Origin of the sequence: Streptococcus sp. HMSC062H02 (genome assembly GCF_001813005.1) — a bacterium.
Lineage (GTDB): Bacteria > Bacillota > Bacilli > Lactobacillales > Streptococcaceae > Streptococcus > Streptococcus oralis_S.
This window is the reverse complement of sequence record NZ_KV811130.1, coordinates 1-26,184: the sequence shown is the minus strand read 5'-3', so window position 1 is coordinate 26,184 and position 26,184 is coordinate 1. Positions and strand designations below refer to the sequence as shown.

The following is a 26,184-nucleotide window of genomic DNA, read 5'->3' as shown; positions in this document are numbered from 1 at the left end:
TGCGTCAACTGGAAAAGCCGACAATAAACCAAATATCCTACTTCCGATACATTTTAAACTGTAGGAAGAGGTCGCTATATTTTCCTGTCCATTTATGGTCAAATTTCTCATAAACTTCCAGGTGTTTCATGGTATCAGCGTCTGGATAGAAGGATTTGTCCTCACGAGTCTCCTCTGGGAGCATTTCCTTTGCTGGTAGGTTTGGTGTTGAGTAACCTACATACTCCGCATTTTTCAGAGCATTTTCGGGTTTCAACATAAAGTTGATAAAGGCATAGGCGGCATCTTGATTTTTCACGGTTTTTGGAATGACCATGTTATCAAACCAGAGATTGCTGGCCTCAGTCGGAACGACATACTTGAGGTTAGGATTTTTCTCCAACATCTGGCTGGCTTCCCCAGAGAAAGTCACACCGATAGCAGCGTTGTTCTGAATCATGTAACCCTTCATCTCGTCTGCCACAATGGCCTTGATATTTGGAGTCAGTTTGTAGAGCTTGTCTACCGTTTCTTCCAACTGCTGAGGATCCTTAGAGTTAAGACTGTAACCGAGCGAGTTAAGCCCGAGTCCCAGCACCTCACGCGCCCCATCAAAAAGCATGATGGAATCCTTGTATTCTGGTTTCCAGAGGTCATCCCAATGCTCAGGCGCCTCATCTACCTTGGTTTCATTGTAGACGATTCCCAAGGTCCCCCAGAAGTAAGGGATGGAGAATTTATTGCCCGGGTCAAAAGACTGGTTGAGGAACTCAGGTCCGATATTTTCGATTCCTTCAATTTTTGAATAATCAAGCGGAACCAAGAGGTCTTCGTCCTTCATCTTGTTGATCATGTATTCACTCGGGATGGCAATATCGTAGGTCGTTCCACCCTGCTTGATCTTGGTATACATGGCTTCGTTGGAATCAAAGGTCTCATACTGGACTTGGACTCCTGTTTCTTCTGTGAATTTCTCCAAGAGTTCGGGATCGATATAGTCCCCCCAGTTGTAGATAACCAATTTTTGACTATCTCGACTGTTGATTTTACTATCTAGATGATGGGAAATCCCCCACAAGACAAGGATAATTGCTACAATTCCTGCTAAAAATGAATAGAGTTTTTTCATGCTTGCTCCTCCTTCTCACGTGAGATAAAGTAATAACCTACAACTAGGATAATACTAAAGAGAAAGACAAGTGCAGACAGGGCATTGATCTCTAACGAAATCCCCTTACGAGCACGAGAGTAGATCTCAACTGACAGGGTTGAAAAGCCATTTCCCGTCACAAAGAAGGTCACGGCAAAGTCATCTAGCGAATAGGTGAAGGCCATAAAATAACCTGCAATGATAGACGGTGTCAGGTAAGGAAGCATGATTTCCTTAAACATCTGAAATTGACTGGCACCTAAGTCATAGGCCGCATGAATCATGTCATCATTCATCTCCTTGAGACGAGGCAAGACCATCAAGACCACGATAGGGATGGAAAAGGCCACGTGACTAGATAGAACTGTCAGAAATCCAAGTGAAAACTTAAGCTGGGTAAAGAGAATCAAGAAGCTAGCACCAATCATAACATCAGGCGCAACCATGAGGATATTATTGAGTGATAAAAAGGCTTCTTGGTATTTCTTACGAGACTGGTAAATGTAAATAGCACCGAAAGTCCCTATAACAGTCGCAATCAAGGCTGACAGAAAGGCCAAGAAAAAGGTTTGGGTGAGGATCAACATGAGACGACCATCACCAAACATGGTTTTAAAATGGCTCAAGCTAAAACCAGTAAAACTATTCATATCATCCCCTGCATTAAAGGCATAGCCAATCAAGTAAAAGATTGGCAAATATAGGATGATAAAGACAAAGGCTAGGTAGAGATTGGCAAATTTCTTCATCGTTCTCTCCTTTCCTTGGTCACCCACATGGTGATGAACATGGTTAGGATGAGGATCACACCGATGGTAGAACCCATACCGTAGTTGTCATTGGTCAGGAAGTTCTGCTCAATGGCCGTTCCCAGCGTGATAACACGGTTCCCACCAATCAAACGTGTCAGCATGAAGAGACTCAAGCTGGGGATAAAGACAGACTGAACCCCACTTCTCACTCCATTCATAGATAGAGGGAAGATGACATGGCGGAAAGTTTCCCACTTGGTCGCACCGAGGTCGTAGCTGGCATTGATGAGATTGTTATCCATATCATCCAAGACATTGAAAATCGGCAAAATCATAAAGGGAAGCTCGATGTAGCTTGCGACAAAGATGAAGGAGAAATCCGTAAAGAGCAACTGCTGCGAACCGATTCCGATAAATTCCAAAAATTGGTTAATAGAGCCATTTTGACCAAAAATCCCGATAAAGGCATAGGCCTTAAGAAGCAGATTGATCCAGGTTGGCAAGATAATCAGCATGAGCCAGAGTTGACGGTGCTTGAGACGGGTCAAAAAGAGGGCTGTTGGATAGCTGATGAGCAATGTTACTAAGGTCACAATTCCTGCATAGAGGACTGAGTTGAAGCTCATTTTAAGATAGGTCAAGTTTTGTGACGCAAAGTAGGATTTATAGTTTTCTAAGCTAAATTGGCCTTCAATGTTGAAAAAGGATTGACCGAAAATCAAGACCAAGGGTGCGAGAACAAAGAGGACAATCCAAAGCATGTAGGGCACTACAAAGAGTTTAGAGGTTGTTTTCTTCATCTCTTTCCTCCTCGATCGCGTTAATCAGACCTGCTTCTTGCTCTTCGATTTCTACGTACTCCTCGATACGAGCATCGAACTCTTCTTCGGTTTCGTTGAGACGCATGATGTGGATATCTTCTGGTTCAAAGTCCAGACCGATTTCCTCGCCAACAATGGCCTTACGAGTCGAGTGGATCATCCATTCATTTCCGAGCTCGTCATAGGCGATAATCTCGTAATGAACCCCACGGAAAAGCTGGGTATCAACCTTGACTTGGAGCTTGCCTTCTTCAGGAAGGGTAATGCGCAAGTCCTCTGGACGAATGACAACCTCAACTGGCTCATTTGGCTTCATCCCCCCATCGACCGCTTCGAAGCGTTTGCCGTTAAACTCAACCAAGTAGTCTTCAATCATGGTTCCTGGCAAGATATTGGACTCGCCGATAAAGGTGGCAACAAAGTGGTTGATTGGCTCATCATAGATATCTACAGGTGTTCCAGACTGAACAATCTCTCCATCGTTCATAACGAAAATCCAGTCACTCATAGCCAGGGCTTCCTCCTGATCGTGAGTGACAAAGACAAAGGTAATCCCCAATCGTTGCTGCAGTTCACGCAGTTCGTACTGCATGTCCGTTCGCAATTTCAAGTCCAGCGCTGACAAGGGCTCATCCAACAAGACCACACGGGGTTGGTTGATGATGGCACGGGCAATGGCTACACGCTGACGTTGTCCTCCAGAGAGTTTACGGATGGAACGTTTTTCATAACCTTCCAACTGAACCATCTTGAGCACTTCCGCTACACGTTGCTCGATTTCTTTCTTGTCGATTTTACGCAAGCGGAGCGGAAAGGCAACATTTTCAAACACATTCATATGTGGAAACAAGGCATAGGATTGGAAGACCGTATGGACGTCTCGCTTGTTGGTTGGGATGTCGTTAATCCGTACCCCATCCAGTAAAATATCCCCTGTCGTCGCATCTAGTAAACCTGCAATGATGTTCAGGATGGTTGATTTCCCAGAACCAGATGCGCCTAGTAAGGTATAGAACTTTCCCTCTTCCAACTCAAAGTTAATGTCTTTGAGAACCTTGGTGTTGCTGTCTTCAAAAACTTTAGAGACGTTTTTGAATTCAATAATTGGTTTTTTCAATTCCTCTAAATTCCTTCTTCTTCGTAAATTAACAGATCAGGGCTCTGTCAGACCGCTACTACCTCGTGTAGGAGATTGAACTGCCTACATACATCTTCACTAACGATAGGCTTTCACCCCTTTACAATGGTGGTTATAGCAGCAACTTTTCTACCCCAACCTTATTCTTTCTCACCCAAGATACGAACTTCTCGCTCTAAGGTAACACCTGAGTGTTCCTTGACTTTTTCAATAACAGATTGGATCAAGTCCTCGTAGTCTTTCGCTGTTCCGTCAGCAACATTGATCATGAAACCGGCATGCTTTTCAGATACTTCCACACCACCGATACGATAGCCTTTCAAGCCAGCCTCTGAAATCAACTGTCCTGCAAAATGCCCCACTGGTCGCTTAAAGACTGAACCACAAGATGGGTATTCTAATGGTTGTTTGAGTTCACGTAGGTGCGTCAAGCGGTCCATTTCTTGCTTGATAACCTGATGATTCCCTGGAGATAGGGCAAATTTAGCTGACAAGACAATAGCCCCAGAATCCTGAATAGCTGAATGACGGTAACCAAAAGCCAAGTCCTTGACTGACAAGGTCTCGATTTCCCCTTCCTTGGTCAAAATTTGACAAGACTGCAAGATATGAGCAATCTCTCCTCCATAGGCACCCGCATTCATAAAGACAGCTCCTCCGATGCTTCCAGGAATCCCACAAGCAAACTCAAAACCAGTCAAACTATGACGGAGGGCAATACGTGTTGTTTCGATCAAGTTCGCTCCTGCTTCCGCTTCAATGGTATAGCCATCAACTGAAACGTTATTAAGCTTATCGCACAAGATGACAAAACCACGGATTCCACCTTCACGAACGATGATATTACTAGCATTTCCTAGCACCATCCAAGGAATATTCTCTTGATTGGCAAATTGGACGACACGGGCCATCTCATAGCGATTGCGTGGCAAAACTAGATAATCCGCTCGACCTCCTACCTTGGTATAGGTATAGGTCTTCAAAGGTTCCTTAAAACGAATATCGATTCCTTCTAGGATTTCAAGCATTTTTTCTTTTACTGACATGTCACTCTTCCTTTTTCAAAATTCATTCCATTATACCATTTTTAGAGACATTTGACGACCATAAAAAGAGCTTGTTTTATCCTTACATAAAAAAAGAGGTCTCCCCTCTTTTTATGATTTTTTCCAAAATGTAAATTTTGTCAGCCAGATAAAGACTAAAAGTTCTACGAGAAGAACAAACTCAACTAGAAGCGGATTCGCAATCCAGCCCACTTGAGATAGAGCTGGAGCTAAGTCGAACAAGGCATGTAATCCATAGGCAGCAACGAGATAAATCCATTTCTTTTGACGGACACTTTGATAGACCCAGACAGTAAGGCTAATTTGGAGAACCAGAGCAAGGACACGCTCAACTCCTAGTAGATAGATCTGCCATGCTGATAGAGACTGAACTGTTTCTAATGTACTCTTTGTAAGAAGATTCGCCGCATCAGTATTTGATGACTGTACTAGTGAAAAGAGGATCAAAAGGCTAATCAAACTTCCCATTCCGAGGTAGAGCATCTCTAAGCCTCCATGTCCTAAGCCATAAGCCCAAGCATCTCGATCTTCCAACTTTCTCTTTTTCTCCAACCATTTAAAAAAGACAAAACGGGCCGTCTCTTCAAAGAGGGCAGCCATGGCAATCCCATAAAGGACGTATAAGAAAGGCTGCTCCTGCATGAGCGGAATGGTTCCATCTTTTTGCGGATGGAGTACCAGAAGGTGAACCATCTTCTCTAACACTTGAGAAGAAACAAAAAATGCGATTGCCCCCAAGCCCATCACTGCAAGAGAGATTTTAAACCGTTTTTTGGCATACCAAGTTCCACCTACTAGAATGAGAACTAAAGCGATCATGGTGAGGATAATATGTACTGTCATCTTTTTCTCCTATTCTGACTTATCAATATCTTTCTTCATCTCGTCAACGTTAAATTTGGCAAATAAATACTGGCGATCTTGGACTGGAAAACGTTGGTCCAACTGGTCGACTGCCCCAACCTCGATCATTCCTTCTTTGATAACAAAGTCCATCACATGCCCACCAAAGGTCAAATCATCTGAGATAAAATGCAAATGGTAACCTGCAACACTCACTCCATGGAAAATCTCCGGTGTCCAAAATCCAACAATGGTTCCCGATACATTTTCACGGCTATATTCAGGTTGGTGAGTCGCGACATCTGCAAACTTGGTATCAGGTGTGGATTTGGGAATCATTCGCACATGCATTTGTGAAAATTCACCATGAATCTTGATGGAACGAAAAAGATTTTCCCCATCATAGTAGGATTCAATTCGCTTTTCCAATTCCTTATCTGTCATCTCAAAGCGCTGACGAAAAATCACCTCTGCCTGATGAGGGACCACTGCTGCATAGGGAATAAGAGCATCCGCTGCCACTTCAACGATTTCAGGCGTTTGACCAGAACCCTTGGCTTGATAAGCCTTGCCATCAAGGACAATCAACTCCCCATCAATCGAATCCAATGTTCCCAAACCAAGGTCACCATGTTCCAGCAATTCTCCCACTGTCATGGTTCCACCATAGAGACCTGCCATTAGGGCACCTAAAGTATTGTATTGAAATAATTTTACCGGTTCCTGCACTTTTCTATCCATTCTCTTTCTTATCTTCTTTTCAATGAATCATCATACTTTCTAAGTATATCACATTTGCTCCTAGTTGTGAAAGGGAGAAATGCTTTTTACCATTGCCAAGCAGGCAAAAAAAAGGTACAATGTAACAAAATCAACGGAGGTCTGGAATGAAGAAAGAAAGTAAATACCAAGCAGTCGTTTCCTTTCTCAAAAAAGGGATTGAATCAGGAAAATTTCCAACAGGCAGCCGGCTTCCCTCCATCCGTCAATTGAGCCAAGACTTCCACTGTAGCAAGGACACTATCCAGCGAGCCCTGCTGGAATTACGCCATGAACAATACCTCTATGCCAAACCCCAAAGTGGCTACTATGTTCTAGAACAAGGACAGCACCAAGACTTGGAAATCGAAGTCACTGACGAACATGCCAGTGCCTATGACGACTTCCGACTCTGTGTCAATGAAACCCTGATAGGTCGAGAAAACTACCTCTTCAACTACTACGATAACCAAGAAGGCCTTGAGGAACTCAGACAATCTGTCCATCAACTCCTCTTTGACCAAGCCCTCTACTGTAAACCCGACCAACTGGTTCTAACATCTGGTACCCAGCAAGCTCTCTTTATCCTTTCTCAGATTGACTTCCCGAGCAAGGGAGCTGAAATTTTGGTCGAACAACCGACTTACCACCGGATGAACCGTCTCTTGGTCGCTCAAGGATTAGCCTACCAGACCATTGAACGCCGAATCGATGGCATCAACCTTGAAGAACTGGAAGAACAGTTCAAATCTGGGAAAATAAAGTTTTTCTATACCATTCCTCGCTTCCACTATCCCCTAGGTCATTCCTATTCTGATCAGGAAAAAAGGGCTATTTTGGATCTAGCAAATCAGTATGGTGTATATATCGTCGAGGATGATTATCTAGGTGACTTAGACTCTAAAAAGGGACAAACCTTCCACTATCTGGATACTGAGGATCGGGTCATTTATATCAAGTCCTTCTCAACTAGTCTCTTTCCAGCCCTTCGTATTACCGCCCTCATTCTCCCAAATGACCTAAAAGAGGCCTTTGTTTCCTACAAAAATATCCTGGACTATGACAGCAATCTCATCATGCAAAAGGCTCTTTCTCTTTATATTGATAGCCAGTTATTTGAAAAAAATCGACTGGCTCGATTGACCCTTCAAGAGAACTATCAGGCTCAGATTAAGGAAGTACTTGAAAAAAACACCTGTCCCTTGCCCCACTACCCTCTACACGATGGTCTTTTGCTTGATTTGAGACACTATCCTAAGATTGCCAGTTTGAAACACAGCTCACTCAAATTAGACTTTTTTGAGAAGGCTTATTTGGATGTCTGTCCTTATCAGTTCGCCAAAGTCTCTCTTGAAAATCTAGAAGAGCTATTAGAATACATAAAAGCAGAGTCGGATTAAAGTCCAACTCAGCTTTTTCTTATTGTTCAACTTCTGTTAGTTTCGCTGCTTTTTCAAGATAGTTTTGATAGGTTCCGTCATCTTTCAGTTTTTGGATAACCTTATCTACTACTGCTTTCAAGTCTGATTGATCCTTCTTGATAGCAACAGCATTGGCTTCGCCATCTTTCATCGTCAAGTTAACAGATGCAACGACAAGATCTGAGTTTTTACCTGCGTAGCTAAGAGCAACTGGTTCATCCATATGAACAGCATCCACTTTTCCAGCCTGCAATTCATTGACTGCTTCTCCAATATTGGTCAAGGATGTCAACTGGGCATTTGGCAATTGTTCCTTGACCATGGTTTCTGGCACAGTTCCCTTTTGAGCTGCGATATTGGCACTTGCGAGGCTTGTAAGATCCTTGTATTTGTCTAAATCGGCTTTTCTAACCAAGAAACTCATCTTATTTTCATAGTAAGGGATTGAAAAGTCAAAGACTTCCTTTCTCTCATCTGTAGCACTAATTCCTGCAATGGCCAAGTCAGCCTTTCCAGTTTGAAGACTGGTCAAGACATTGTCAAAACTCATGCTAGAGATTTCAAGTTTAACCCCAAGCTCGTCCGCAATCGCTTGAGCCATATCAATATCTGCACCAACCACTTGGTTTTTACCATCTACCAAGGCTTGGAATTCAAATGGCGCATAGTCTGGACTAGTCGCAACGACTAGCTTTCCTTTTTGTTTAATAGCGTCCACAGCAGACTGAGAACTATCTGTTCCTGACTGGCAAGCTACTAAAACCATGCTGGCAAGCATGCTACACACAACTAATATCCATTTCTTAAATTTCATAAATAAACGACCTTTCTGTTAATTCTGAATAATTATAACTCTTTTAAAAATAGTTGTCAACCCTTTTAGAGATTTTGATTGTAAAACAATTCTTTTCATAAAAAAAGAAGACTGATTTATTTTAATCAGCCTTTTCTTCTGTATATTTAAACCGTTTCTTATAGTTCGACAATCTTACCTGTTTCAAAGTAAACAACCCATTCACAGATATTTTTTGCGTAGTCTCCGATACGTTCTAAGAAAGAAATGACCTGGAAGTAATCACGGCCTGTAACGATGGCTTCAGGATTTTTCCTAATTTCTTCTGTAGCCAAATCTCGGATGCTATCAAAGTAATGGTTGATTTTTTCATCCATCGCTGCTACTTCGTAGGCTTGATCCACAGAACCGTTGAGATAGAGATCTAGAGCTGCTTCGACGAAGTTTTTCACGTCGCGTCCCATCTTTTTGATTTCTTCTTCAACAGAAGGGATACGTTGCTCCCCCTTCATACGAATGGTCGCCTCAGCGATAGACACTGCATGATCTCCCATGCGTTCCACGTCTGACACTGCCTTGAGAACAGTCAAGACGGTACGAAGATCTTGCGAAACAGGTTGTTGAAGGGCAATCATTTCAAATGATTTCTTTTCCAACTTCACTTCATATTCATTTACTTCTGCATCGTCTTCGATGACTTCTTTTGCCAAATCACGGTCATGCGTAACAAAGGCACGCACTGTACGATTGATCTGCGAGAGCACTTCTTGTCCCATAGCATAGAACTGGTTGTGCAATTTCTCCAAATCTTCTTCAAATTGAGATCGTAACATCATTCAACTCCTTATCCAAATTTTCCTGTAATATAATCTTCTGTTTCCTTGTTTTGTGGGTCTAGGAACATCTTCTTCGTATCGTTAAACTCGATCAAATCCCCATCTAGGAAAAATCCTGTTTTATCAGAGATACGAGAGGCTTGTTGCATCGAACGCGTTACCAAGAGCATGGTGTATTTATCTTTCAGACCATACAAGGTTTCCTCAATCTTACCTGCAGAAATAGGATCCAAAGCTGAAGTTGGTTCATCTAAGAGGATAATTTTAGGACTGGTTGCTAAGACACGAGCAACACAAACACGTTGTTGTTGTCCACCTGAGAGACCAATGGCCGAATCATGCAAACGATCCTTTACTTCATCCCAGATAGAAGCACGTTGCAAGGCCTTTTCTACTGCTTCATCAAGAACTTGCTTGTCCTTAACACCATTGATACGTAGCCCATAGACAACATTTTCGTAGATAGACATAGGGAAGGGATTGGGCTGTTGAAAGACCATACCGATTTCCTTACGCAATTCAACCGTATCGGTGCGGGGGCTGTATATATTGTGACCATTATAGACTACTGATCCTGTTGTTGTCACTTCAGGATTTAGATCGCCCATGCGGTTGATAGCTTTGAGCAGGGTAGACTTTCCTGATCCAGAAGGACCAATCAAGGCCGTTATTTCCTTAGGTTGGAAAGAAAGGGAAACACTATTCAAGGCCTTCTTTTTATTGTAATAAACGGACAGGTCTGACACCTGTAAAATCGCTTCTGACATACCGTTTCCTTTCTAACCAAAGTGTCCCGTTACATAGTCATTGGTTGACTGTAACTTAGCATTCTGGAAAATATTGGAGGTCTTATCGTACTCAATCAAATCACCCAAGTAGAAAAATCCTGTGTAGTCACTCGCACGCGCAGCCTGTTGCATACTGTGGGTAACGATGATGATGGTAAAGTCCTTCTTCAATTCCAACATGGTTTCTTCCAGCTGGGCTGTCGCAATCGGATCCAAGGCTGAAGCAGGCTCATCCATCAAGAGGATATCTGGCTTGACAGAGATGGCGCGAGCGATACAGAGACGTTGTTGCTGACCACCAGAAAGCATCAAGGCTGATTTGTGTAGGTCATCTTTGACCTGATCCCATAGGGCGGCCTGACGAAGAGAGGTTTCTACAATTTCATCAAGGACTTTCTTATCCTTAACACCTGCACGTTCGTGTGCAAAGGTGATGTTACGGTAGATTGATTTAGCAAATGGATTTGGACGTTGGAAGACCATCCCGATATGCTTTCGCATCTCATAGACATTGATTTCTGGACGGTTGACGTCAATCCCTCGGTAGAGGATTTGACCTGTGACCTTGGCAATATCAATGGTATCATTCATCCGATTGAGACTGCGAAGATAGGTAGATTTTCCTGATCCAGAAGGACCAATCAAGGCTGTAATTTTATTTTTTTCAAATTGCATATCGATGCCCTTGATGGATTCATTTTTACCATAGTAAACATGTAAATCCTTAGTAGAGAGGGCCACTTTTTCTTCAGGGAAGGTGATGATATGCTTTTCATCCCAGTTATATTTTGACATGGCTTCTCCTTTAGGCAGCGGTTAATTTCTTGTGTAAATAGCTTCCGAGTTTGCGTGCCCCAAAGTTAAAAATCAAGATAAAGATGAGGAGCACTGCGGCAGAACCAGCAGATACAATGGTAGCATCAGGAATGGTTCCTTCACTGTTGACCTTCCAGATGTGGACAGCCAAGGTTTCTGCTTGTCGGAAGATTGAGATAGGGCTGGTAACACTGAGGATATTCCAGTTAGACCAGTCAAGGGCTGGAGCGGATTGTCCTGCAGTATAGATAAGAGCGGCGGCCTCACCAAAGATACGACCAGATGCCAAAACAACACCCGTTACGATACCTGGAAGAGCTTCTGGAATGACAACATGAACTACAGTCTCCCAACGAGAAATTCCAAGGGCCAGACCAGCCTCACGTTGTGTATGGTGAACGTGTTTTAAACTGTCCTCAACATTTCGAGTCATCTGAGGGAGGTTAAAGACCGTCAAGGCCAAGGCACCTGAAATGATTGAAAATCCATACTCAAACTGGACAACAAAGATCAAGTAACCAAAGAGACCCACAACGACTGATGGTAGAGAAGACAAAATCTCAATACAGGTACGAATAAAATTGGTCACAGGTCCTTTTTTGGCATACTCAGCGAGGAAAACGCCAGCTCCCATAGACAGGGGAACAGAAATAATCAAGGTAATGACCAAAAGGAAGAAGGAATTGTAGAGCTGAATCCCAATACCTCCACCTGCTTGATAAGAGGAAGATTTCCCAGTCAAGAAAGACCAAGAGATATGCGGTAACCCTCTCACCAAGATATAGAGAATCAAAGATGCCAAAATGGCCACGATGATACCCGCGATGGTATAGAGGACAGCTGTTGCAAGTTTATCTAATTTCTTAGCGTGCATAGTTTTTCTTTCCTCTTTCTTTCGTAATCAATTTAATCACACTGTTAAAGGCCAAACTCATCAAGAGCAAGACTAAGGCCAGTGACCAGAGAACGTTATTATCAACCGTTCCCATGACGGTATTTCCGATACCCATAGTCAATACAGATGTCAAGGTCGCAGCTGGTGTTGTGAGCGAAGTTGGGATAACTGCTGAGTTTCCGACCACCATCTGAATAGCAAGGGCTTCACCGAAGGCACGCGCCATCCCAAAGACCACTGCTGTGAAAATGCCAGAGCGAGCAGCCTTCAAGGTCACCCGCCAGATGGTTTGCCAACGAGTAGCTCCCATAGCTAAACTAGCTTCACGGTAGTGACGAGGAACAGCACGCAAGCTGTCTGTTGTCATAAAAGTTACAGTTGGTAGGATCATGACAAAGAGAACGAAAATCCCTGACAAGATCCCAAAACCAGTTCCACCAAAGACGCTACGAACAAAAGGCACCACAACTTGTAAACCGATAAATCCATAGACGACTGAAGGAATACCGACGAGGAGTTCAATGGCCGGTTGCAAAATCTTTGCACCCTTTGGTGATACTTCTGTCATAAAGACCGCAGCACCAATAGCAAAGGGTGTTGCGATGAGGGCTGATAAAATCGTCACAATAAAGGAACCCAAAATCATTGGAAGGGCACCAAATTGTTTCCCTGAAGGATTCCAAGTTTGTCCAAAGAGGAAATCAAAGATGTTGACCCCATTGACAAAGAAGGTCGATAAGCCTTTTTGGGCTACAAAAATCAAAATCATTGCCACAATGATAACAATCAAAGAAAGGCAAGTGAAGGTCAAACCTTTACCAAACTTCTCAAGGCGAGAGTTCTTTGAAGGAGATAGTAATTTTTTTGATAATTCTTCTTGATTCATTATTGACCTCCTTCTACTGCTGTAACGGTACCTGAAGCATCCTTTTGGACTTTCATTTCATTGATAGAGATATAGCCCATGCCCTTAACAATTCCATTTTGGGCTTCATCTGAGAGGACGAAATTCAGGAATTCAGCAGCTAACTCATTTGGCTGACCAAGTGTGTACATATGTTCATAAGACCACAAAGGCCAGTTGTTGGTCGTTACATTCTCAGATGTAGGTTCATACCCATTCAGTTTCATGCTTTTCACGGAGTCATCTACATAGGCAAAAGCCAGGTAAGAAATGGCTCCAGGGGTTTGGGATACAATGGACTTGACCATCCCGTTAGAATCCTGTTCTTGACTCTGCATTGCCGATTGGCCATTCATAACCACCGTATCAAACGTCGCTCGTGAACCAGAACTTGCTGCTCGGTTGATGATTGAAATGGCCAGGTCTTTGCCCCCAACTTCTTTCCAGTTGGTCACTTCACCTGTAAAGATTTTGCGAAGTTGCTCGGTTGTAAGATTTTCAACATCCACTTCCTTGTTTACAATCACTGCAAGACCAGCCACTGCAACCTTGTGGTCTACCAGAGCTGAAGCATCGATTCCTTCTTTTTCCTCTGCAAAGACGTCAGAGTTCCCGATGTCAACTGCTCCAGACTGGACTTGGGATAGTCCTGTGCCCGATCCACCACCTTGAACATTGACTGTTTTTCCGATGTTTCTAGAACCAAATTCATCTGCTGCTGCTTCGACAAGAGGTTGAAGAGCTGTTGAACCAACGGCTGTCATGGATTCTCCACGATCAATCCAGCTAGCACATCCTGCTAGAGAACCTGCCATCAAAAGAGCTGCAAGAGACATGACGAGCTTTTTTCTTTTTTTCACTGTTATTCTCCTTGAACATAATGATAAATGTTCTGATTTCTTCCGTTTGTCCTGATCATCCAATTATCATCAATGATTGCCCCTCTTCATTTTATCTAGACATTCTTAGGAGCGGACAATTCCATCGTATAATATAAGTAATAATGAAAGACTATCAGAAAAAACTCATACTTCCACTATAACATAGAATAGGCTCTTTGACTAGCTTTTTCACCTGAATCTGAGTCCTTTTGGATAATAATTTTTTAAAACATTTCCCGTTACCTTGGCAAAGCCTAATCCGTTTCCTTGAACCACAACTTGGTACCATCCATTTGGTCGAGCTTCAGACAATTGAACAGTCTCGCCAGCCACATATTTTACAAAGTCCTCATCATTGATTTCAACACTTTGTTTTACTTGACTTGGTTTCAAGGCTAATCCCAGAGCAAAACTTGGTTCGAAGCGTTTCTTCTTAAAAGTACCCAGATGAAGTCCATTTCGGGCAATTTTGAGTTTCCCTAGATCAGGTAGCATCTCTGGCAAGAGATAAAGTTGGTCTCCAAAAGTTTGTAGAAGGCCAGTTAGTGTCACTTTGAGATGTTTTTGGGCAAATTCCCGCCACAAGGCCAGCTGTTCACGACTAAGATTGGTCTTGCTGGCTTTGAATTTGGCTGCTGGATTTTCTCCCTTGAATTGCAAATGGGCAACAAACTGACCTTCTCCCTTAAAATGATGAGGGTACATCCGAGCCGTTTCAGGAAGATTAATACCTGCTACCATACCGTTCACATGCTCGACTGGAAGCAGTTCAAAATCATAAGTATCCAGCAACCAGTGGACGATTTCTTCATTTTCCTCTGGTGCCCAAGTACAGGTCGAGTAGACCAGACGGCCACCCTCAGCAAGCATGGTGACTGCATCTTCTAAAATCTTTCTTTGGAGACTGGCACATTGATTCGGATAGTCGATGTTCCAATAATCCATGGCATCTGGTTGTTTACGGAACATCCCTTCACCCGAGCAAGGAGCATCAAGGACAATCACATCAAAGTATCCTTTAAAGACCTTGGCTAAGCGATCCGCAGACTCATTGGTCACGACTACGTTTGTAGCTCCAAACCGTTCCATATTTTCCACTAAAATCTTAGCTCGCTTGCTTGAAATTTCGTTGGAGACAAGGACTCCTTGATTAGCCAGATAAGCTGCTAGTTGAGTGGATTTTCCACCTGGTGCTGCCGCCAAGTCCAAAACCTTCATACCGGGAAGGGGTTGAGCTACCTGGGCCACCATTTGGGCTGCAGGCTCTTGCGAATAAACGAAACCTGTCACGTGCTCTGGTGACTTCCCAGAAACCTTACCATAATACCCCCAAGGTGTATTGGGAATAGCATCAGCAAACGATAACTGACTTTCTTTTAAGGGATTGACCCGAAAAGCCGAAACCGCTTCTTGTTTAAAAGAGGCAAGAAAGTCTCTTGCCTCATCTTCTAGTATCGCTTCATATTTTTCAACAAATCCTTCTGGAAATTGCATTTAGTTTTCTTTCCTTTCGTAGATATAAGACTGAATCTCTTCTTGCATCTCGATTGGCACCATCATGACAGGCTGACGCGTTTTAAAATCAGCGGGCTCACCCGATACCGTAAGAAGGCGATAACCCAGACTTTCCCCTAAGATACTGGCCGCAGCGTAATCCCATGGCTGCAGGTAGGTAATATAAGTCAAAAGACGACCCGATAAAACCTTGGCAAAACTAATGGCCGCACTGCCATATACACGGACACCCAACGCTGCTCGCCCCAAATCCGCCAAGCCCCACTCATTGCTCTCAAACATACCTGAGTTGCCGGCAACTAAAAATTCTTGAAGAGGTTTCTTTTTAAAAGGCGGTAAGGGATCATTATTGCGGCAAGGAGGAAAGGCACCACCACCATGGTAACAATCACCTTTCATGACATCATAAATAATACCAAATTTGCCCACACCATCCTCAAAATAAGCCAACATCACGGCAAAATCTTCCTGCTGGGCGACAAAGTTATTGGTACCGTCAATGGGATCAATCACCCAAACAGGACCTTGACCGACTGCAGCACGTAAACAGCCCTCTTCCGCGCAAATCAAATCCTCAGGATAGGAGGACTTGATCCGATCAACCAAGAGTTCCTGGACCTCCTTGTCCAAACGTGTCACTAAGTCTGTAGGCGAAGACTTGCGCTCGACCTGCAAATCTTCTTGCATGTGGGCCAAAATGTAATCTGCAGCTTCTTGCACAATCTGTTTGGCAAATTCAAATTTAGTTTCCAAGAGAAATCTTCCCTTCTCTTTTTTCTTTTGCTAATTGAACCGCATGATAGCAGGAATAACCGCTAACCGTCTCAAATTCGCGACCTAAACGTTTTTCTTCACTTTTTCTCGGGACAACAGACTTAAATTCCTTATAGGAATCTAACAGTTTTTTTGCTTCTACCTTATCTTCATAAGCAGCTTCAACATCATTAAAAAAAGAAAGCACTGAAGCAAGTTCTTCAGTGCTCCACGACAAATCTAGTGGGTAACTATACTGTTTGTTCATCTATCCTATACCAGCTCTCAATGTTGCTTCTTTCAATTCTTGTTTACGGTAACTACGAGGGAGAAAAGCACGAATCTCATCTTCATTAAAACCGATCTGCATGCGTTTTGTATCTATAATAATTGGGCGACGCAAAAGACTAGGATATTGCTCAATCAACTGAAGCAACTCCGATACTGAGATACTCTCTACATCAATATCCAATTTTTGAAAAATTTTTGAACGAGTTGAAATGATGTCATCAGTACCATTTTCGGTCAAGGAAAGAATATGTTGTAATTCTTTTCTTGTTAAAGGACTAGTCATAATATTATGCTCTTGAAAGGGCACTTTATGCGTCTCTAACCAAGCCTTTGCCTTACGACATGATGTACAACTCGGTGATAAAAATAGTGTAATCATGCTTTTCTCTTCTTTTATCTATACTTGCTATTTCTATTATACAAAAAAATAAAGCGCTTGACTAGGTATTTTTAGAAAAAAAGCCTATTTTTTCATAGAAAATAGACTGTTTTCTGCAAAAATCTCCTGCTTTGCAAGTTTATCTTTAGGATAACCTAACAATAAATAGGGAGTCGAGCAACTTCTCTCGTTTTTTATTAAAAATACAGAATTTTTTCCACTATTTCCTTGAAGCTTTAGCAAGAAGGAAACCAAACATTCCTTCATACAAAGCAAAGAAAAGTAAAAAGGCATGGAGAAAGAAAGTCTCTGGCAAAATCCAAATAACGGGATCCTTTGCTGGATCAAAAAGCCAGGTATCATCTCCCACAAAGAGAATCTGATGGAAAAGAGTAAAGAATTGCTCAAACCCAATCAACACTCCCAGAACCCCAATGATAAGGGGCAATAGTACTAGAGTTAAAATACTTTTACGATATAAGGGGAGAAAACCCTTTTTTACAATCTTTTTAACAAAGAAATAGAAACTTGGAAGTGTCACTAGGGCAACTAGCTGAACTAGATGAAAGAGATTCTTCACCACCGCAAAGTGGTGTAGACCTGCAGCTGATGAACGAAAATCTGGCATCTCTAAGACCTGACTAAAGGGATTAGTCAGGTAATTCATCAAGATATGAAAATTGTACTGAATGGTTTCTGGCTTTAGATAGACTCGATCCGCTAAGTTCAGCCACTCAATTTCCAAAGGATAGAAAATCCATGCCAGATAAATAGTCAGTAGGATAGAAAGGGAGAGGAGAAAGAGCATACTTCCCCAAAAGGTTAGTTTAGTTTTCATCAAAATTCCACTCCGCAAGGCTAGAAACTACATGAGTTGGTGCGATTGGCAAGTCTGCCACTTCTTCTGCCTTGGTAAAACCTGTTGTCACTAAGAGCGTTGGAATACCATTGTCAATCCCTGCTCGGATATCTGTCAAGTAGTTATCCCCGACCATGAGCAATTCTTCTCTTTTCAAATCCAAGTGCTCAACTGCCTTATCCATAATGTTAGCATTTGGTTTTCCGATATAAACTGGTTTTACGCGTGTTGCTACTTCAAGAAGTGTAATTAGTGAACCAGCACCAGGCAAGAGACCACGTTCCGTCGGGATATTGAGGTCAGGGTTGGTTCCGATAAAGTGAGCCCCCTTTTGAATGGCTAGAGTTGCTGTGGCAAATTTTTCATAGTCAACTTGCCAGTCCAGTCCAACGACCACATAGGCTGGATTTTCCTTGTCTTCGACATAACCAGCCGCCTCAATAGCATCCTTGAGCCCAGCTTCTCCGATGACATAGACTGTCTTTTCCAGTCCCAAGTCGTTCATATAGTCGATGGTTGCCAAAGTCGCTGTATAGACAGTTGATAGAGGCGTATTAATGTTAAAATTCTGAGCCAACATCTCTTGAACACTCTCAGGAGTACGAGTTGTATTATTGGTTACAAAGAGATAAGGAATTTCACGCTTTTGCAGTTCATGCACAAAAGCCTCTCCTGCCGGGATTCTGTCTTTCCCCTTGTAAATGGTTCCGTCTAAATCAATTAAATAACCTTTATAAGCCATATCGTCCTTTCTAATTGCCTTCAATTTCTTGCCAAGTAATCATAGCTTGGGCATTGATCTCCCCATCACTGATAATCTCATGCTTGCTTTCTAGTCCCTTGAGTTCATAAGCTGAAGCAATCATACCACCTGGTCGCACTTCTTTGACATACTTGAGATTGATTTTCTTTGGAATATACTTGGTCAAAAAGTCTGATCCCATAACCTCAAAAATCCAATCCAGATATTTGCTATTATTGACATGACCATTCATATCCAAGTCGTAAAAACGAACATGGTAGTCTTTACTGATCGGATCTTCTAGATTTGCATACTTTGGCCCACGGATGAGTTTTTTATCAAACTCAGACTGATAAGGGGCAACAATCTCCTGTTCGACAGCATGAACTTTCCGACTATCTCGGTCCATAAGAACAAAGGTTGCTACCATGCGAATGATTTCTTGACCTGCTTCATCATAGAGAGTGAAACGACGGTAGCAAAAAAGACGATTGTAAGTCAACGCTTCTGTTTCAATCGTAATCTCCTCAGCAAAGCGAGGCAAGCGTACCACGTCAATCGCATAGTCTGTAATAATCCAGACCAGATTGTAGCGTTCTAACACATCCTTGTCGCTAACTCCCAGCTCAATCGATTGCATACCTGATACTTGCAAGGACAGCAAAATCACATCTGGAAGTTTAATATGACCGTTCATGTCCGCCATATCAAAAGGAATTTTCATTTTCATTTGATAAGTTAAGCCCATTGTTCTACTCCAAAATAAATCGTTCTGCTACAGTGTCTCCCAAGAAGAGACCCCTCTTTGTCATTCGGACACGATCACCGTCAATCTGCATAAGTCCTTGTTGAACCAAGTCTCTGATGATTTCGCCATAAAGTCCATCAAAGGATCGTCCGAATTTCTCCTCAAATCGCGCCATAGAAACCCCAGATTTTTTCCGGAGGCCTAGGAACATTTCTTCTTCCATCTGCTCCTTTTGAGTCAGGTGTTCTTCTGTTATCCGAGCATCTCCTGTCTCTACTGCATTGAGATAGTGGCGGATAGGACCGTGGTTTTTATAACGAATTCCGTCCACATAACCTGAAGCACCCGCACCGATACCATAATACTCGGCATTATCCCAGTACATGAGATTGTGGCGACTTTCAAAGCCAGGCTTGGAGAAATTCGAAATCTCATAATGCTCAAAACCAGCTCGCTCCAGTTCTGCGATGATGTACTCAAACATCTCCGCTTCCAGTTCCTCCTTGGGCAGGGGCAATTTCCCACGTCGCATGCGGTTCATAAAGACCGTATGGTTTTCCAAAATCAAGCTATAAAGGCTCATATGAGGAATATCAAGCGAGATAGCCTTAGCTACATTGTCCTTGACCTGAGCCATAGTTTGACCAGGTAGAGCGTAGATTAGATCGATGGAGATATTGTCAAAGCCAGCCAGTTTGAGGCGGTCGATATTTTCATAAATATCCTTCTCCAAATGACTGCGCCCAATCTTTTTCAGCATTTTGTTATCAAAGGTTTGCACGCCTAGTGAAACACGATTGACTGGCGACTGTTTCAAAACTGCAATCTTATCTGCGTCCAAATCGCCTGGATTGGCCTCAATAGTCAACTCTTCTAAGGCTGACAAGTCTAGATTTTTAGTCAAACCATCCAGTAGCACTTCTAATTGCGGAGCTGACAAAGCTGTTGGCGTCCCACCTCCAATGTAGAGAGTTCGCAACTTTTGGATATCATAAGAACGAAACTCCTCTAGTAGATGCTTCAAGTAACTATCTACTGGTTGATTTTTAATAAAAACTTTTGAAAAGTCACAATAATAACAAATTTGTGTGCAAAAGGGAATATGCACATAGGCGGACGTTGGTTTTTTCTGCATAGTACTTATTATACCACAAAGACAAGCTTGCAGATAAAAATCACCATCTCCAAAAACCAGAGATGGTGATGCATTATACTTCAGTAATATCGATGATGATTTCTTCTTGGTCTTCAGCAACGTCTGGAGTTGTTGACTGTTCTTGCCACTGCTCCTTGAGATTGTTAAAGGTTTCCTTTGACGCTTCTGTCGCTTGTCGAGCACAGGTTTTGGCTTGATCAAGGACACTGTCAAAAGTGATTTCACCAGATTCTACTTGTTCCTTTGTTTTCAGCACAAAGTCCGTTGCCTGTTCCTTCACTTCTGTTAGTTTTTCACAAACCTGCTCTCTAGCATATTCTGGATCTTCTCTCAAATCATCTAGAAAATCCTGAGCTTGACTACAAACTTGCTTACCCTTGTCACTGGTTAAGAACAAAGCAAGAGCAGCACCTGAAACTGTTCCTAAAAGGATAGAGGATAGTTTTCCCATAAGATTTCTCCTTTTTTATTTTTTGAAAAATTTACTTGCGACACGAAGAGCTGACAAGCCTGCACCTGTTTTGATAGTCTTTGAACCAGCAGATGAAGCCTTTTTACCTAAAACACGTGCATGTTGGTTGAGGTCAGAAACTGACTCTGACAAGTCAGCCACCGCCGTAAAGAGTGGATCAATCGTCGCAACTTTTATATTGATATCGTCTGCTAACACATTGACCTTAGCCAACAATTCATTGGTCTGATGCAAGGTAACGTTCACATCTGAGCTCAACGTTTTGATGGTTTTCTCTGTCTCATCAATCATACGACCTGCTTTTTGAATCGTGATTGTCAAATAGACTAAACAGACAATCAAAGCAATCGCAACAAGAATATATGCAACTTCTAACATTTATTTTTCCTCCTCTGTATGATAGAAAGGGGCTTTCTTTCGATTTTGATAAAGTATGATAAAAATACCGAGTCCAATAAGGACAACTGATAACCATTGGGAAACTCGCAGACCAAAGAACATGAGACTATCCGTCCGCATCCCTTCGATAATCATACGACCAAAGCCATACCAAATCAAGTAGAATGCCGTAATATGACCACGTCTGATTCCCTTTAATTTTCGTCTAAAAATCAGAATCAAAGCAAATCCAATCAGATTCCAAACCGACTCATATAAGAAGGTCGGCTGACGGTAGCTACCGTCAATATACATCTGGTCACGAATGAAGCCTGGCAAATAATCCAAACTATCTACCGCTGCACCGTAGGCTTCTTGGTTAAAAAAGTTCCCCCAGCGCCCTAAACTCTGGGCAATCATGACGCTCGGTGCTGCAATATCTAAGAAATCCCAAGTATTAATCAGCTTTCTATCTGCAAAGATATAAAGGACAATAGCACCCGCTATCAAACCTCCATAAATGGCCAAACCACCATTCCAAATGGCGATGATTTCACCTGGATTTTGCAGATAATAATCTAAGCGAAAGAGTACGTAGTATAGCCTAGCACCTAAAATAGCTACTGGAAAAGCAATCAGGATAAAATCCAAAATATCATCTGATAGAATTTTCTTTTTAGGAGCTTCTTTCATGGCAAGATAGACTGCCAGAACCAAACCAGCTACAATACACAAAGCATACCAACGAATAGCAAAGGGACCAATTTCAAATGCGACTGGATTAATCATGTTTCACCTCATTTTGAGCGATTAGATTTGTCAAGCGTTCTTCAAATAAACGCGTCGCATCAAAGCCCATTTCTTTAGCACGATAGTTCATGGCAGCTGCCTCAATAACAACGGAGATATTGCGTCCTGTTTTTACTGGGATACGGATACGCGGAATCGTTACACCAGAAACTTCGAGTTCTTCGGCATTGTTTCCTAGACGGTCAAAGGTCTTATGCGTATCATAATTTTCCAAATAAACTGCTAGCTGAACTTGTGAAGAATCTTTTACAGCACTCGCACCATAAAGACTCATGATATCGATAATCCCAACTCCACGAATCTCAAGCAAATGCTTCAAGATTTCAGCAGGTTCGCCCCAAAGAGTCATCTCATCCTTAGAATAAATATCTACACGATCGTCTGCTACTAGACGGTGTCCACGCTTCACAAGCTCAAGACCTGTCTCACTCTTACCGATACCGCTATCTCCTTGGATCAAGACACCCATGCCATAGATATCCATCAAGACACCATGCACGCTAGTACGTTTAGCCAAACGGGAATCAAGGTAGCTAGAAAGTTCTCCAGATAAACGACTGGTTGCTGTTCGACTGGTTAAAATCGCAATCTTGCATTCTCTAGCAGCCCTCAACATTTCCTCTGGCACTACCAGACCACGAGCCACGATAACAGCAGGTGTTTCAGGTAGAAACATTTTCTTCAAAACTTGATAACGGTTCTGGGCAGGCATGGCAACTAAATAGGACCACTCCTTCATCCCTAACAGCTGAATCCGTTCTGGTGTATAGTAATCAAAATAGCCCGTCATTTCAAGACCAGGTCTCATAATGTCCGCAGTATTGATTTCTTTTTCAAGTAATTCGCCTTCACCATAGACAATATCTAGTCTGAGTTTTTCAATGACATCTCTTACTAAAACCGACATAATTTCCTCCTTCAATCGAGTTCTCCCTACTATTATATCAGATTGTAGTTGGAAGTTTCCTTTTTTTGCAGGATTTACAGTATTTATTTGATGTTTCTTGGGGAAAGATTTGGCTAGGAAGTCTTTTCGTACTCCTTCAAATTAACCGAGACAAATCTACTGCAAATCGGTCAACATCTATCACCAAATCCCTTCCAGATTTTGCTAAGTAAATCCTTGGAAGACCTTTTGTTAATATTCTATTTGCATCAGCCATATCTTGAGGATAGGTATAGAACTGTTGACCTTTTGGGAACTGATTTTGGACTTGCCATTCTTCAAACTCCTTCAAAAAAGTCTTATGAGATGGCATACTGACTTCTTCGAACAAGGAATGGTCAAAAAATCGTACCAAACGATATAGACCATGAATCTCATCCGCAAAGCACTTATCAATCTTTTCATAGGGGTAACCTCGCCTCTGATAAGCTTGACATAAGTTTTGTAAGGACTCACTTAATGCAACTGCATCTTTTCTTGCTAAACTTATAAAATACCGAACAGAAAATTCTTCCATACCAGTTCGTTTTTTCTTCTCTAAAAACTGTTGTGCACGCAAGAGAGACTCGGATAATCTTTCTTCATCTTGATAATAAAGAGCGTATAAAAGATTCATCACATTTTCTGGATAATAGGTTCCTTTCAACAAGGGTAAATCTTTGGGGATGAATGATGGAATGACTGAAAAATCGTTACAAGCAAAAGAGGTAATCAAGCCTTTCAAAATTCCATCTGTATAAATGGTTCCACTTGCCAACAAACCGCCTCTCAGCAGCTCGGTTCTTCCTGTTTGCCATAGCGCATTGTTTAACTGTGTATAATCCCCACCTAAAAACGCAGCATAATAAGCAAAATATTTAATATCATCTAGCAATAAGCTACTGTACAATTTAACCCTTAAAACCTTGTCAGACAATACTTTTGAATCGGTTAAATACTTTTCAAAAATTCTTTGGTTTGACTCTTCAAATTCCTTCCAATCTATCGGATCAGCACAATAACCCCAATCTTCCAAGTGATTTTCACGCATCTTTTGATATTCTTTTATATACTCTTTCATAAGAATTTGTTCCTCTAAATACTATGCAAAAAAAGACTAGACAAGTCTAGCCTTTCATTTCAAATTAGAATTTTTTACGTTTACGAGCTGCTTCTGATTTACGTTTACGTTTTACAGAAGGTTTTTCATAGAATTCACGTTTGCGTGTTTCTTGAAGAGTACCAGCTTTAGTAACCGCACGTTTGAAACGACGAAGTGCATCGTCAAGAGATTCATTCTTACGTACTACTGTTTTAGACATTTTTTTCACTCCCTTCAAGTTCAAGATCTATTCCATTTTACACGCAAAATGAATATTTGTCAAGGGAAAACTGACATAAACTTATATTATCTTCCCTTTTCTTTTTAAAAGGGACAACGTATTAGAATAGATGTCATAATAGCGAAAAAAATTATTTTAATCCTGTTCAGAAACAACTTTTATTTCTTTATCATTTACAATAACAGCTTGTGAATTGTTCATTCGCATTAAGTCGAGCTGATTTTTATAGGTTTCAAAGGTCTTCTTGCTACTATCAGTAAAAGGCTCCTCACCATAATGTGGAAGGATGTAAAACTCCACTTCATTCAATCCCGTTGTATCCGATAACTCTTTCGCTACCGTCTTGTCATCCATGAGCTTATTGTAGTCAACATCCTTGGCGGTAATGATAGCCCCTGCTGATTCTCCCACATAGATCAGCCCATCTCTTATTTGTTCTTTGATAAGAGATAGGAGTTGCTTTTTCTTTAATTCTTGTAATAAATAAAAGGTATTCCCACCAGAGATATAAAGAATCTTGCTTTGGAAAATCTTTGCCTGTGCAGTTTCTCGATCACAAGAAGCAATATCTAGAACCTCTATCTCAAATCCTAAATCTTTGAATGTTTGCTGAGCCTCATCGATATAGGCAGTATAATCCTCTTTGTTCCCAGCGGTAGGAATAAATAAAACCTTGTTTTCTAGATTCTTTTCCTTTGCATAATCGCTAAAAAGCTTTTTGACTCCAGCAAAGTATGAACATAAAAATAATTGTTTCATGACTGTCCCTCCATTAATGTTTAACAATTTTATAAAGAAGCCACGATTCCTTTCTTTGACTAGTTACGAGCTCAAACCCTATTAACAATAAGAATCGTCTAAATACTTCTTCGCTTTGCACCTCTGGTAAAAAGTAAGATAACTTGTTATACTCACAAGCTAGTAAGAGTATCCCGTCTGATTTGAGTATCCTTCAAAGTTCCATAAAAGAAGCCTCTAGGTCCTGCCAATGAAAATGAGTTTGAAAGGCTGTGATTAAATCAAAACTTCGAGCCCCCTCTGAATAACTTTATTATACCACTTTAGCAGGATAGTGAACAATTGAGGCAAAATAATTAGACGATTTTCAAATCAATTACCAAAAAGAGAGAACCAATTGGTTCTCTCTTTCTGTTAGACTGACATCTTCTTAGATAGCAATGAATGTAATCATTTCAATCAAGTATCTAAAACAACTTACTAGATGACTTTCACCACTAATTATTCTTCCTCAGATTTTTTTCTTTGAGCTAGAGAAATTAATCCCATACCTGATAAAGCAGCCAATAGACCAGCTGTCAAGTGAGATGTCTCCTCAGAACCCGTATTTGGAAGAGTTTTAGTAGTTCTTTCTTCTGTAATACCTTGTTGTTCTGGATTTTCAATCACAGGAAGTTCTACTACTGTTGGAATATAGAATCCTGAAATGATATTTCCATTACGGTCTTTACGGATCACTTTCACACCTTTGGCTTGTCCTACAAAGTCTGCCTCAGGGGTAAAGGTGACGGTGCCATCTGGTGAGATTACATAAGTTCCTTCACCTGGAACGACTTTTTCAGTTGTTCCATCTTCAAAGGTTGGTGGAACTGTCAGCTCGACATCACCTGTAAAGTTTGGTTTACCAGTCTGAGTTTGACCTTTAAGACCTTCTGATGTCGCATCACTCACTTGTGTTTGTCCAAGGACAGTTGGTGTGTAATGAGCAGTAACTACATTTCCATACATATCCAAACGTTTCACAACCAATCCTTTAGCTGTCCCAACAAAGTCTGGTTCTGGAGTAAAGGTAATCTTACCATCTTTATCAATTGTATAACTTCCTTCACCCGGAACAACCATAGTCGTGCTACCATCCTCAAAGGTTGGTGGTACAGTCGAATCGATATGTCCTTCAAACACTGGTGTTGCCACTTGAGGTTGGCCTTTTGCTCCTGTAGAAGCCGTATCAT

The 26,184-nt window shown here is 41.7% G+C and carries 31 protein-coding genes and 1 pseudogene; 1 reads left to right on the top strand and 31 read right to left on the bottom strand.

Annotated features, from left to right (window positions below; genetic code table 11):
- Positions 1-37: 37 nt before the first annotated feature.
- The 7 genes from HMPREF2885_RS06345 to budA form a co-directional block, all read right to left on the bottom strand.
- Positions 38-1,108 (bottom strand): ABC transporter substrate-binding protein, encoded by a 1,071-nt coding sequence (locus HMPREF2885_RS06345; protein WP_000737968.1) that lies wholly within the window; start codon positions 1,106-1,108, stop codon positions 38-40.
- Positions 1,105-1,878 (bottom strand): ABC transporter permease, encoded by a 774-nt coding sequence (locus HMPREF2885_RS06340; RefSeq protein WP_000712718.1) that lies wholly within the window; start codon positions 1,876-1,878, stop codon positions 1,105-1,107. The genes HMPREF2885_RS06345 and HMPREF2885_RS06340 overlap by 4 nt, the downstream gene beginning before the upstream one ends.
- Positions 1,875-2,681 (bottom strand): ABC transporter permease, encoded by an 807-nt coding sequence (locus tag HMPREF2885_RS06335; RefSeq protein WP_000754122.1) that lies wholly within the window; start codon positions 2,679-2,681, stop codon positions 1,875-1,877. The genes HMPREF2885_RS06340 and HMPREF2885_RS06335 overlap by 4 nt, the downstream gene beginning before the upstream one ends.
- The gene (locus HMPREF2885_RS06330) at positions 2,662-3,819 is read right to left on the bottom strand and encodes an ABC transporter ATP-binding protein (protein ID WP_000742901.1); all 1,158 of its coding nucleotides are present in this window, start codon (positions 3,817-3,819) and stop codon (positions 2,662-2,664) included. Before HMPREF2885_RS06330 ends, HMPREF2885_RS06335 begins: the two co-directional genes overlap by 20 nt.
- Positions 3,820-3,980: 161 nt before the next feature.
- Positions 3,981-4,886, bottom strand: coding sequence for a UDP-N-acetylmuramate dehydrogenase (gene murB, locus HMPREF2885_RS06325; protein ID WP_000111591.1), 906 nt, complete (start codon positions 4,884-4,886; stop codon positions 3,981-3,983).
- A gap of 111 nt (positions 4,887-4,997) precedes the next feature.
- Positions 4,998-5,750, bottom strand: a complete 753-nt coding sequence (locus HMPREF2885_RS06320; RefSeq protein WP_000215874.1) for a YhfC family intramembrane metalloprotease — start codon at positions 5,748-5,750, stop codon at positions 4,998-5,000.
- Positions 5,751-5,759: 9 nt separating this feature from the next.
- Positions 5,760-6,491 carry an acetolactate decarboxylase gene (budA, locus tag HMPREF2885_RS06315; protein ID WP_000375405.1) on the bottom strand — a complete coding sequence of 244 codons (732 nt, stop codon included), beginning with the start codon at positions 6,489-6,491 and terminating at the stop codon, positions 5,760-5,762.
- A 146-nt stretch (positions 6,492-6,637) separates the two neighbouring features.
- On the opposite strand from budA, the gene HMPREF2885_RS06310 reads away from it, so the two are divergent.
- The gene (locus tag HMPREF2885_RS06310; protein ID WP_070657503.1) at positions 6,638-7,909 is read left to right on the top strand and encodes an aminotransferase-like domain-containing protein; all 1,272 of its coding nucleotides are present in this window, start codon (positions 6,638-6,640) and stop codon (positions 7,907-7,909) included.
- 19 nt (positions 7,910-7,928) lie between these two features.
- Here the strand turns inward: HMPREF2885_RS06310 and HMPREF2885_RS06305 are convergent, their stop codons facing one another.
- The 24 genes and pseudogenes from HMPREF2885_RS06305 to HMPREF2885_RS06195 form a co-directional block, all read right to left on the bottom strand.
- On the bottom strand, positions 7,929-8,744 hold the full coding sequence (locus HMPREF2885_RS06305; RefSeq protein WP_070657501.1) for an ABC transporter substrate-binding protein: 816 nt from the start codon (positions 8,742-8,744) through the stop codon (positions 7,929-7,931).
- A gap of 158 nt (positions 8,745-8,902) precedes the next feature.
- Positions 8,903-9,556: a phosphate signaling complex protein PhoU gene (gene phoU, locus HMPREF2885_RS06300; RefSeq protein ID WP_000946469.1), complete on the bottom strand. Its 654-nt coding sequence runs from the start codon at positions 9,554-9,556 to the stop codon at positions 8,903-8,905.
- Positions 9,557-9,567: 11 nt separating this feature from the next.
- Positions 9,568-10,326 (bottom strand): phosphate ABC transporter ATP-binding protein PstB, encoded by a 759-nt coding sequence (gene pstB / locus HMPREF2885_RS06295; RefSeq protein ID WP_001287329.1) that lies wholly within the window; start codon positions 10,324-10,326, stop codon positions 9,568-9,570.
- A gap of 12 nt (positions 10,327-10,338) precedes the next feature.
- Positions 10,339-11,142, bottom strand: coding sequence for a phosphate ABC transporter ATP-binding protein PstB (gene pstB, locus HMPREF2885_RS06290; RefSeq protein ID WP_000049851.1), 804 nt, complete (start codon positions 11,140-11,142; stop codon positions 10,339-10,341).
- A 10-nt stretch (positions 11,143-11,152) separates the two neighbouring features.
- A complete protein-coding gene (gene pstA, locus HMPREF2885_RS06285) occupies positions 11,153-12,037 on the bottom strand; it encodes a phosphate ABC transporter permease PstA (RefSeq protein ID WP_000543050.1) in 885 nt (294 codons plus the stop codon).
- Positions 12,027-12,944 (bottom strand): phosphate ABC transporter permease subunit PstC, encoded by a 918-nt coding sequence (gene pstC, locus HMPREF2885_RS06280; protein ID WP_001070951.1) that lies wholly within the window; start codon positions 12,942-12,944, stop codon positions 12,027-12,029. The genes pstA and pstC overlap by 11 nt, the downstream gene beginning before the upstream one ends.
- Positions 12,944-13,822, bottom strand: coding sequence for a phosphate ABC transporter substrate-binding protein PstS (locus HMPREF2885_RS06275; RefSeq protein ID WP_007520299.1), 879 nt, complete (start codon positions 13,820-13,822; stop codon positions 12,944-12,946). Before HMPREF2885_RS06275 ends, pstC begins: the two co-directional genes overlap by 1 nt.
- A gap of 210 nt (positions 13,823-14,032) precedes the next feature.
- Positions 14,033-15,337 (bottom strand): RsmF rRNA methyltransferase first C-terminal domain-containing protein, encoded by a 1,305-nt coding sequence (locus HMPREF2885_RS06270; RefSeq protein ID WP_049500830.1) that lies wholly within the window; start codon positions 15,335-15,337, stop codon positions 14,033-14,035.
- Complete coding sequence (locus HMPREF2885_RS06265) at positions 15,338-16,111, bottom strand: inositol monophosphatase family protein (RefSeq protein ID WP_049500829.1); 774 nt, start codon at positions 16,109-16,111, stop codon at positions 15,338-15,340. It abuts the gene before it with no gap.
- A complete protein-coding gene (locus HMPREF2885_RS06260; RefSeq protein WP_049500828.1) occupies positions 16,101-16,379 on the bottom strand; it encodes a UPF0223 family protein in 279 nt (92 codons plus the stop codon). Before HMPREF2885_RS06260 ends, HMPREF2885_RS06265 begins: the two co-directional genes overlap by 11 nt.
- A complete protein-coding gene (locus tag HMPREF2885_RS06255) occupies positions 16,380-16,781 on the bottom strand; it encodes a Spx/MgsR family RNA polymerase-binding regulatory protein (protein WP_000631261.1) in 402 nt (133 codons plus the stop codon).
- 220 nt (positions 16,782-17,001) lie between these two features.
- Positions 17,002-17,619, bottom strand: a complete 618-nt coding sequence (locus HMPREF2885_RS06250) for a TIGR01906 family membrane protein (protein ID WP_049479149.1) — start codon at positions 17,617-17,619, stop codon at positions 17,002-17,004.
- Positions 17,609-18,382 (bottom strand): TIGR01457 family HAD-type hydrolase, encoded by a 774-nt coding sequence (locus HMPREF2885_RS06245; protein WP_070657499.1) that lies wholly within the window; start codon positions 18,380-18,382, stop codon positions 17,609-17,611. The genes HMPREF2885_RS06250 and HMPREF2885_RS06245 overlap by 11 nt, the downstream gene beginning before the upstream one ends.
- A 10-nt stretch (positions 18,383-18,392) precedes the next feature.
- Positions 18,393-19,130 (bottom strand): acyl-[acyl-carrier-protein] thioesterase, encoded by a 738-nt coding sequence (locus HMPREF2885_RS06240; protein WP_070657497.1) that lies wholly within the window; start codon positions 19,128-19,130, stop codon positions 18,393-18,395.
- 4 nt (positions 19,131-19,134) lie between these two features.
- Positions 19,135-20,265, bottom strand: coding sequence for a radical SAM family heme chaperone HemW (hemW, locus tag HMPREF2885_RS06235; protein WP_001170102.1), 1,131 nt, complete (start codon positions 20,263-20,265; stop codon positions 19,135-19,137).
- A gap of 73 nt (positions 20,266-20,338) precedes the next feature.
- On the bottom strand, positions 20,339-20,737 hold the full coding sequence (locus tag HMPREF2885_RS06230) for a YtxH domain-containing protein (protein WP_049479146.1): 399 nt from the start codon (positions 20,735-20,737) through the stop codon (positions 20,339-20,341).
- 15 nt (positions 20,738-20,752) lie between these two features.
- Complete coding sequence (locus HMPREF2885_RS06225) at positions 20,753-21,136, bottom strand: DUF948 domain-containing protein (protein ID WP_009730340.1); 384 nt, start codon at positions 21,134-21,136, stop codon at positions 20,753-20,755.
- Complete coding sequence (gene lgt / locus HMPREF2885_RS06220; RefSeq protein WP_049500820.1) at positions 21,137-21,925, bottom strand: prolipoprotein diacylglyceryl transferase; 789 nt, start codon at positions 21,923-21,925, stop codon at positions 21,137-21,139.
- Positions 21,918-22,853: an HPr(Ser) kinase/phosphatase gene (gene hprK / locus HMPREF2885_RS06215; RefSeq protein WP_000115190.1), complete on the bottom strand. Its 936-nt coding sequence runs from the start codon at positions 22,851-22,853 to the stop codon at positions 21,918-21,920. The genes lgt and hprK overlap by 8 nt, the downstream gene beginning before the upstream one ends.
- 136 nt (positions 22,854-22,989) lie before the next feature.
- Positions 22,990-23,952, bottom strand: a complete 963-nt coding sequence (locus tag HMPREF2885_RS06210) for a hypothetical protein (protein WP_000666153.1) — start codon at positions 23,950-23,952, stop codon at positions 22,990-22,992.
- 64 nt (positions 23,953-24,016) lie between these two features.
- The gene (rpsU, locus tag HMPREF2885_RS06205) at positions 24,017-24,193 is read right to left on the bottom strand and encodes a 30S ribosomal protein S21 (RefSeq protein ID WP_000048054.1); all 177 of its coding nucleotides are present in this window, start codon (positions 24,191-24,193) and stop codon (positions 24,017-24,019) included.
- Between the two features lie 156 nt (positions 24,194-24,349).
- The gene (locus tag HMPREF2885_RS06200) at positions 24,350-24,973 is read right to left on the bottom strand and encodes a Type 1 glutamine amidotransferase-like domain-containing protein (protein WP_000811174.1); all 624 of its coding nucleotides are present in this window, start codon (positions 24,971-24,973) and stop codon (positions 24,350-24,352) included.
- 13 nt (positions 24,974-24,986) lie between these two features.
- Positions 24,987-25,241: pseudogene (locus HMPREF2885_RS10270) on the bottom strand (methyltransferase domain-containing protein); the annotation flags it as partial.
- A 212-nt stretch (positions 25,242-25,453) separates the two neighbouring features.
- A partial coding sequence (locus HMPREF2885_RS06195) for an LPXTG cell wall anchor domain-containing protein (protein ID WP_148131147.1) occupies positions 25,454-26,184 on the bottom strand: 731 nt, incomplete at its 5' end.

What these genes read in the sequence shown, in the direction of transcription:
- HMPREF2885_RS06345 (WP_000737968.1), bottom strand. Translation starts at nt 1,108, where the DNA reads ATGAAAAAACTCTATTCATTTTTAGCAGGAATTGTAGCAATTATCCTT.
- HMPREF2885_RS06340 (WP_000712718.1), bottom strand. Translation starts at nt 1,878, where the DNA reads ATGAAGAAATTTGCCAATCTCTACCTAGCCTTTGTCTTTATCATCCTA.
- HMPREF2885_RS06335 (WP_000754122.1), bottom strand. Translation starts at nt 2,681, where the DNA reads ATGAAGAAAACAACCTCTAAACTCTTTGTAGTGCCCTACATGCTTTGG.
- murB (WP_000111591.1), bottom strand. Translation starts at nt 4,886, where the DNA reads ATGTCAGTAAAAGAAAAAATGCTTGAAATCCTAGAAGGAATCGATATT.
- HMPREF2885_RS06320 (WP_000215874.1), bottom strand. Translation starts at nt 5,750, where the DNA reads ATGACAGTACATATTATCCTCACCATGATCGCTTTAGTTCTCATTCTA.
- budA (WP_000375405.1), bottom strand. Translation starts at nt 6,491, where the DNA reads ATGGATAGAAAAGTGCAGGAACCGGTAAAATTATTTCAATACAATACT.
- HMPREF2885_RS06310 (WP_070657503.1), top strand. Translation starts at nt 6,638, where the DNA reads ATGAAGAAAGAAAGTAAATACCAAGCAGTCGTTTCCTTTCTCAAAAAA.
- HMPREF2885_RS06305 (WP_070657501.1), bottom strand. Translation starts at nt 8,744, where the DNA reads ATGAAATTTAAGAAATGGATATTAGTTGTGTGTAGCATGCTTGCCAGC.
- phoU (WP_000946469.1), bottom strand. Translation starts at nt 9,556, where the DNA reads ATGTTACGATCTCAATTTGAAGAAGATTTGGAGAAATTGCACAACCAG.
- pstB (WP_001287329.1), bottom strand. Translation starts at nt 10,326, where the DNA reads ATGTCAGAAGCGATTTTACAGGTGTCAGACCTGTCCGTTTATTACAAT.
- pstB (WP_000049851.1), bottom strand. Translation starts at nt 11,142, where the DNA reads ATGTCAAAATATAACTGGGATGAAAAGCATATCATCACCTTCCCTGAA.
- pstA (WP_000543050.1), bottom strand. Translation starts at nt 12,037, where the DNA reads ATGCACGCTAAGAAATTAGATAAACTTGCAACAGCTGTCCTCTATACC.
- pstC (WP_001070951.1), bottom strand. Translation starts at nt 12,944, where the DNA reads ATGAATCAAGAAGAATTATCAAAAAAATTACTATCTCCTTCAAAGAAC.
- HMPREF2885_RS06270 (WP_049500830.1), bottom strand. Translation starts at nt 15,337, where the DNA reads ATGCAATTTCCAGAAGGATTTGTTGAAAAATATGAAGCGATACTAGAA.
- HMPREF2885_RS06260 (WP_049500828.1), bottom strand. Translation starts at nt 16,379, where the DNA reads ATGAACAAACAGTATAGTTACCCACTAGATTTGTCGTGGAGCACTGAA.
- HMPREF2885_RS06255 (WP_000631261.1), bottom strand. Translation starts at nt 16,781, where the DNA reads ATGATTACACTATTTTTATCACCGAGTTGTACATCATGTCGTAAGGCA.
- HMPREF2885_RS06250 (WP_049479149.1), bottom strand. Translation starts at nt 17,619, where the DNA reads ATGAAAACTAAACTAACCTTTTGGGGAAGTATGCTCTTTCTCCTCTCC.
- HMPREF2885_RS06245 (WP_070657499.1), bottom strand. Translation starts at nt 18,382, where the DNA reads ATGGCTTATAAAGGTTATTTAATTGATTTAGACGGAACCATTTACAAG.
- HMPREF2885_RS06240 (WP_070657497.1), bottom strand. Translation starts at nt 19,130, where the DNA reads ATGGGCTTAACTTATCAAATGAAAATGAAAATTCCTTTTGATATGGCG.
- hemW (WP_001170102.1), bottom strand. Translation starts at nt 20,265, where the DNA reads ATGCAGAAAAAACCAACGTCCGCCTATGTGCATATTCCCTTTTGCACA.
- HMPREF2885_RS06230 (WP_049479146.1), bottom strand. Translation starts at nt 20,737, where the DNA reads ATGGGAAAACTATCCTCTATCCTTTTAGGAACAGTTTCAGGTGCTGCT.
- HMPREF2885_RS06225 (WP_009730340.1), bottom strand. Translation starts at nt 21,136, where the DNA reads ATGTTAGAAGTTGCATATATTCTTGTTGCGATTGCTTTGATTGTCTGT.
- lgt (WP_049500820.1), bottom strand. Translation starts at nt 21,925, where the DNA reads ATGATTAATCCAGTCGCATTTGAAATTGGTCCCTTTGCTATTCGTTGG.
- hprK (WP_000115190.1), bottom strand. Translation starts at nt 22,853, where the DNA reads ATGTCGGTTTTAGTAAGAGATGTCATTGAAAAACTCAGACTAGATATT.
- HMPREF2885_RS06210 (WP_000666153.1), bottom strand. Translation starts at nt 23,952, where the DNA reads ATGAAAGAGTATATAAAAGAATATCAAAAGATGCGTGAAAATCACTTG.
- rpsU (WP_000048054.1), bottom strand. Translation starts at nt 24,193, where the DNA reads ATGTCTAAAACAGTAGTACGTAAGAATGAATCTCTTGACGATGCACTT.
- HMPREF2885_RS06200 (WP_000811174.1), bottom strand. Translation starts at nt 24,973, where the DNA reads ATGAAACAATTATTTTTATGTTCATACTTTGCTGGAGTCAAAAAGCTT.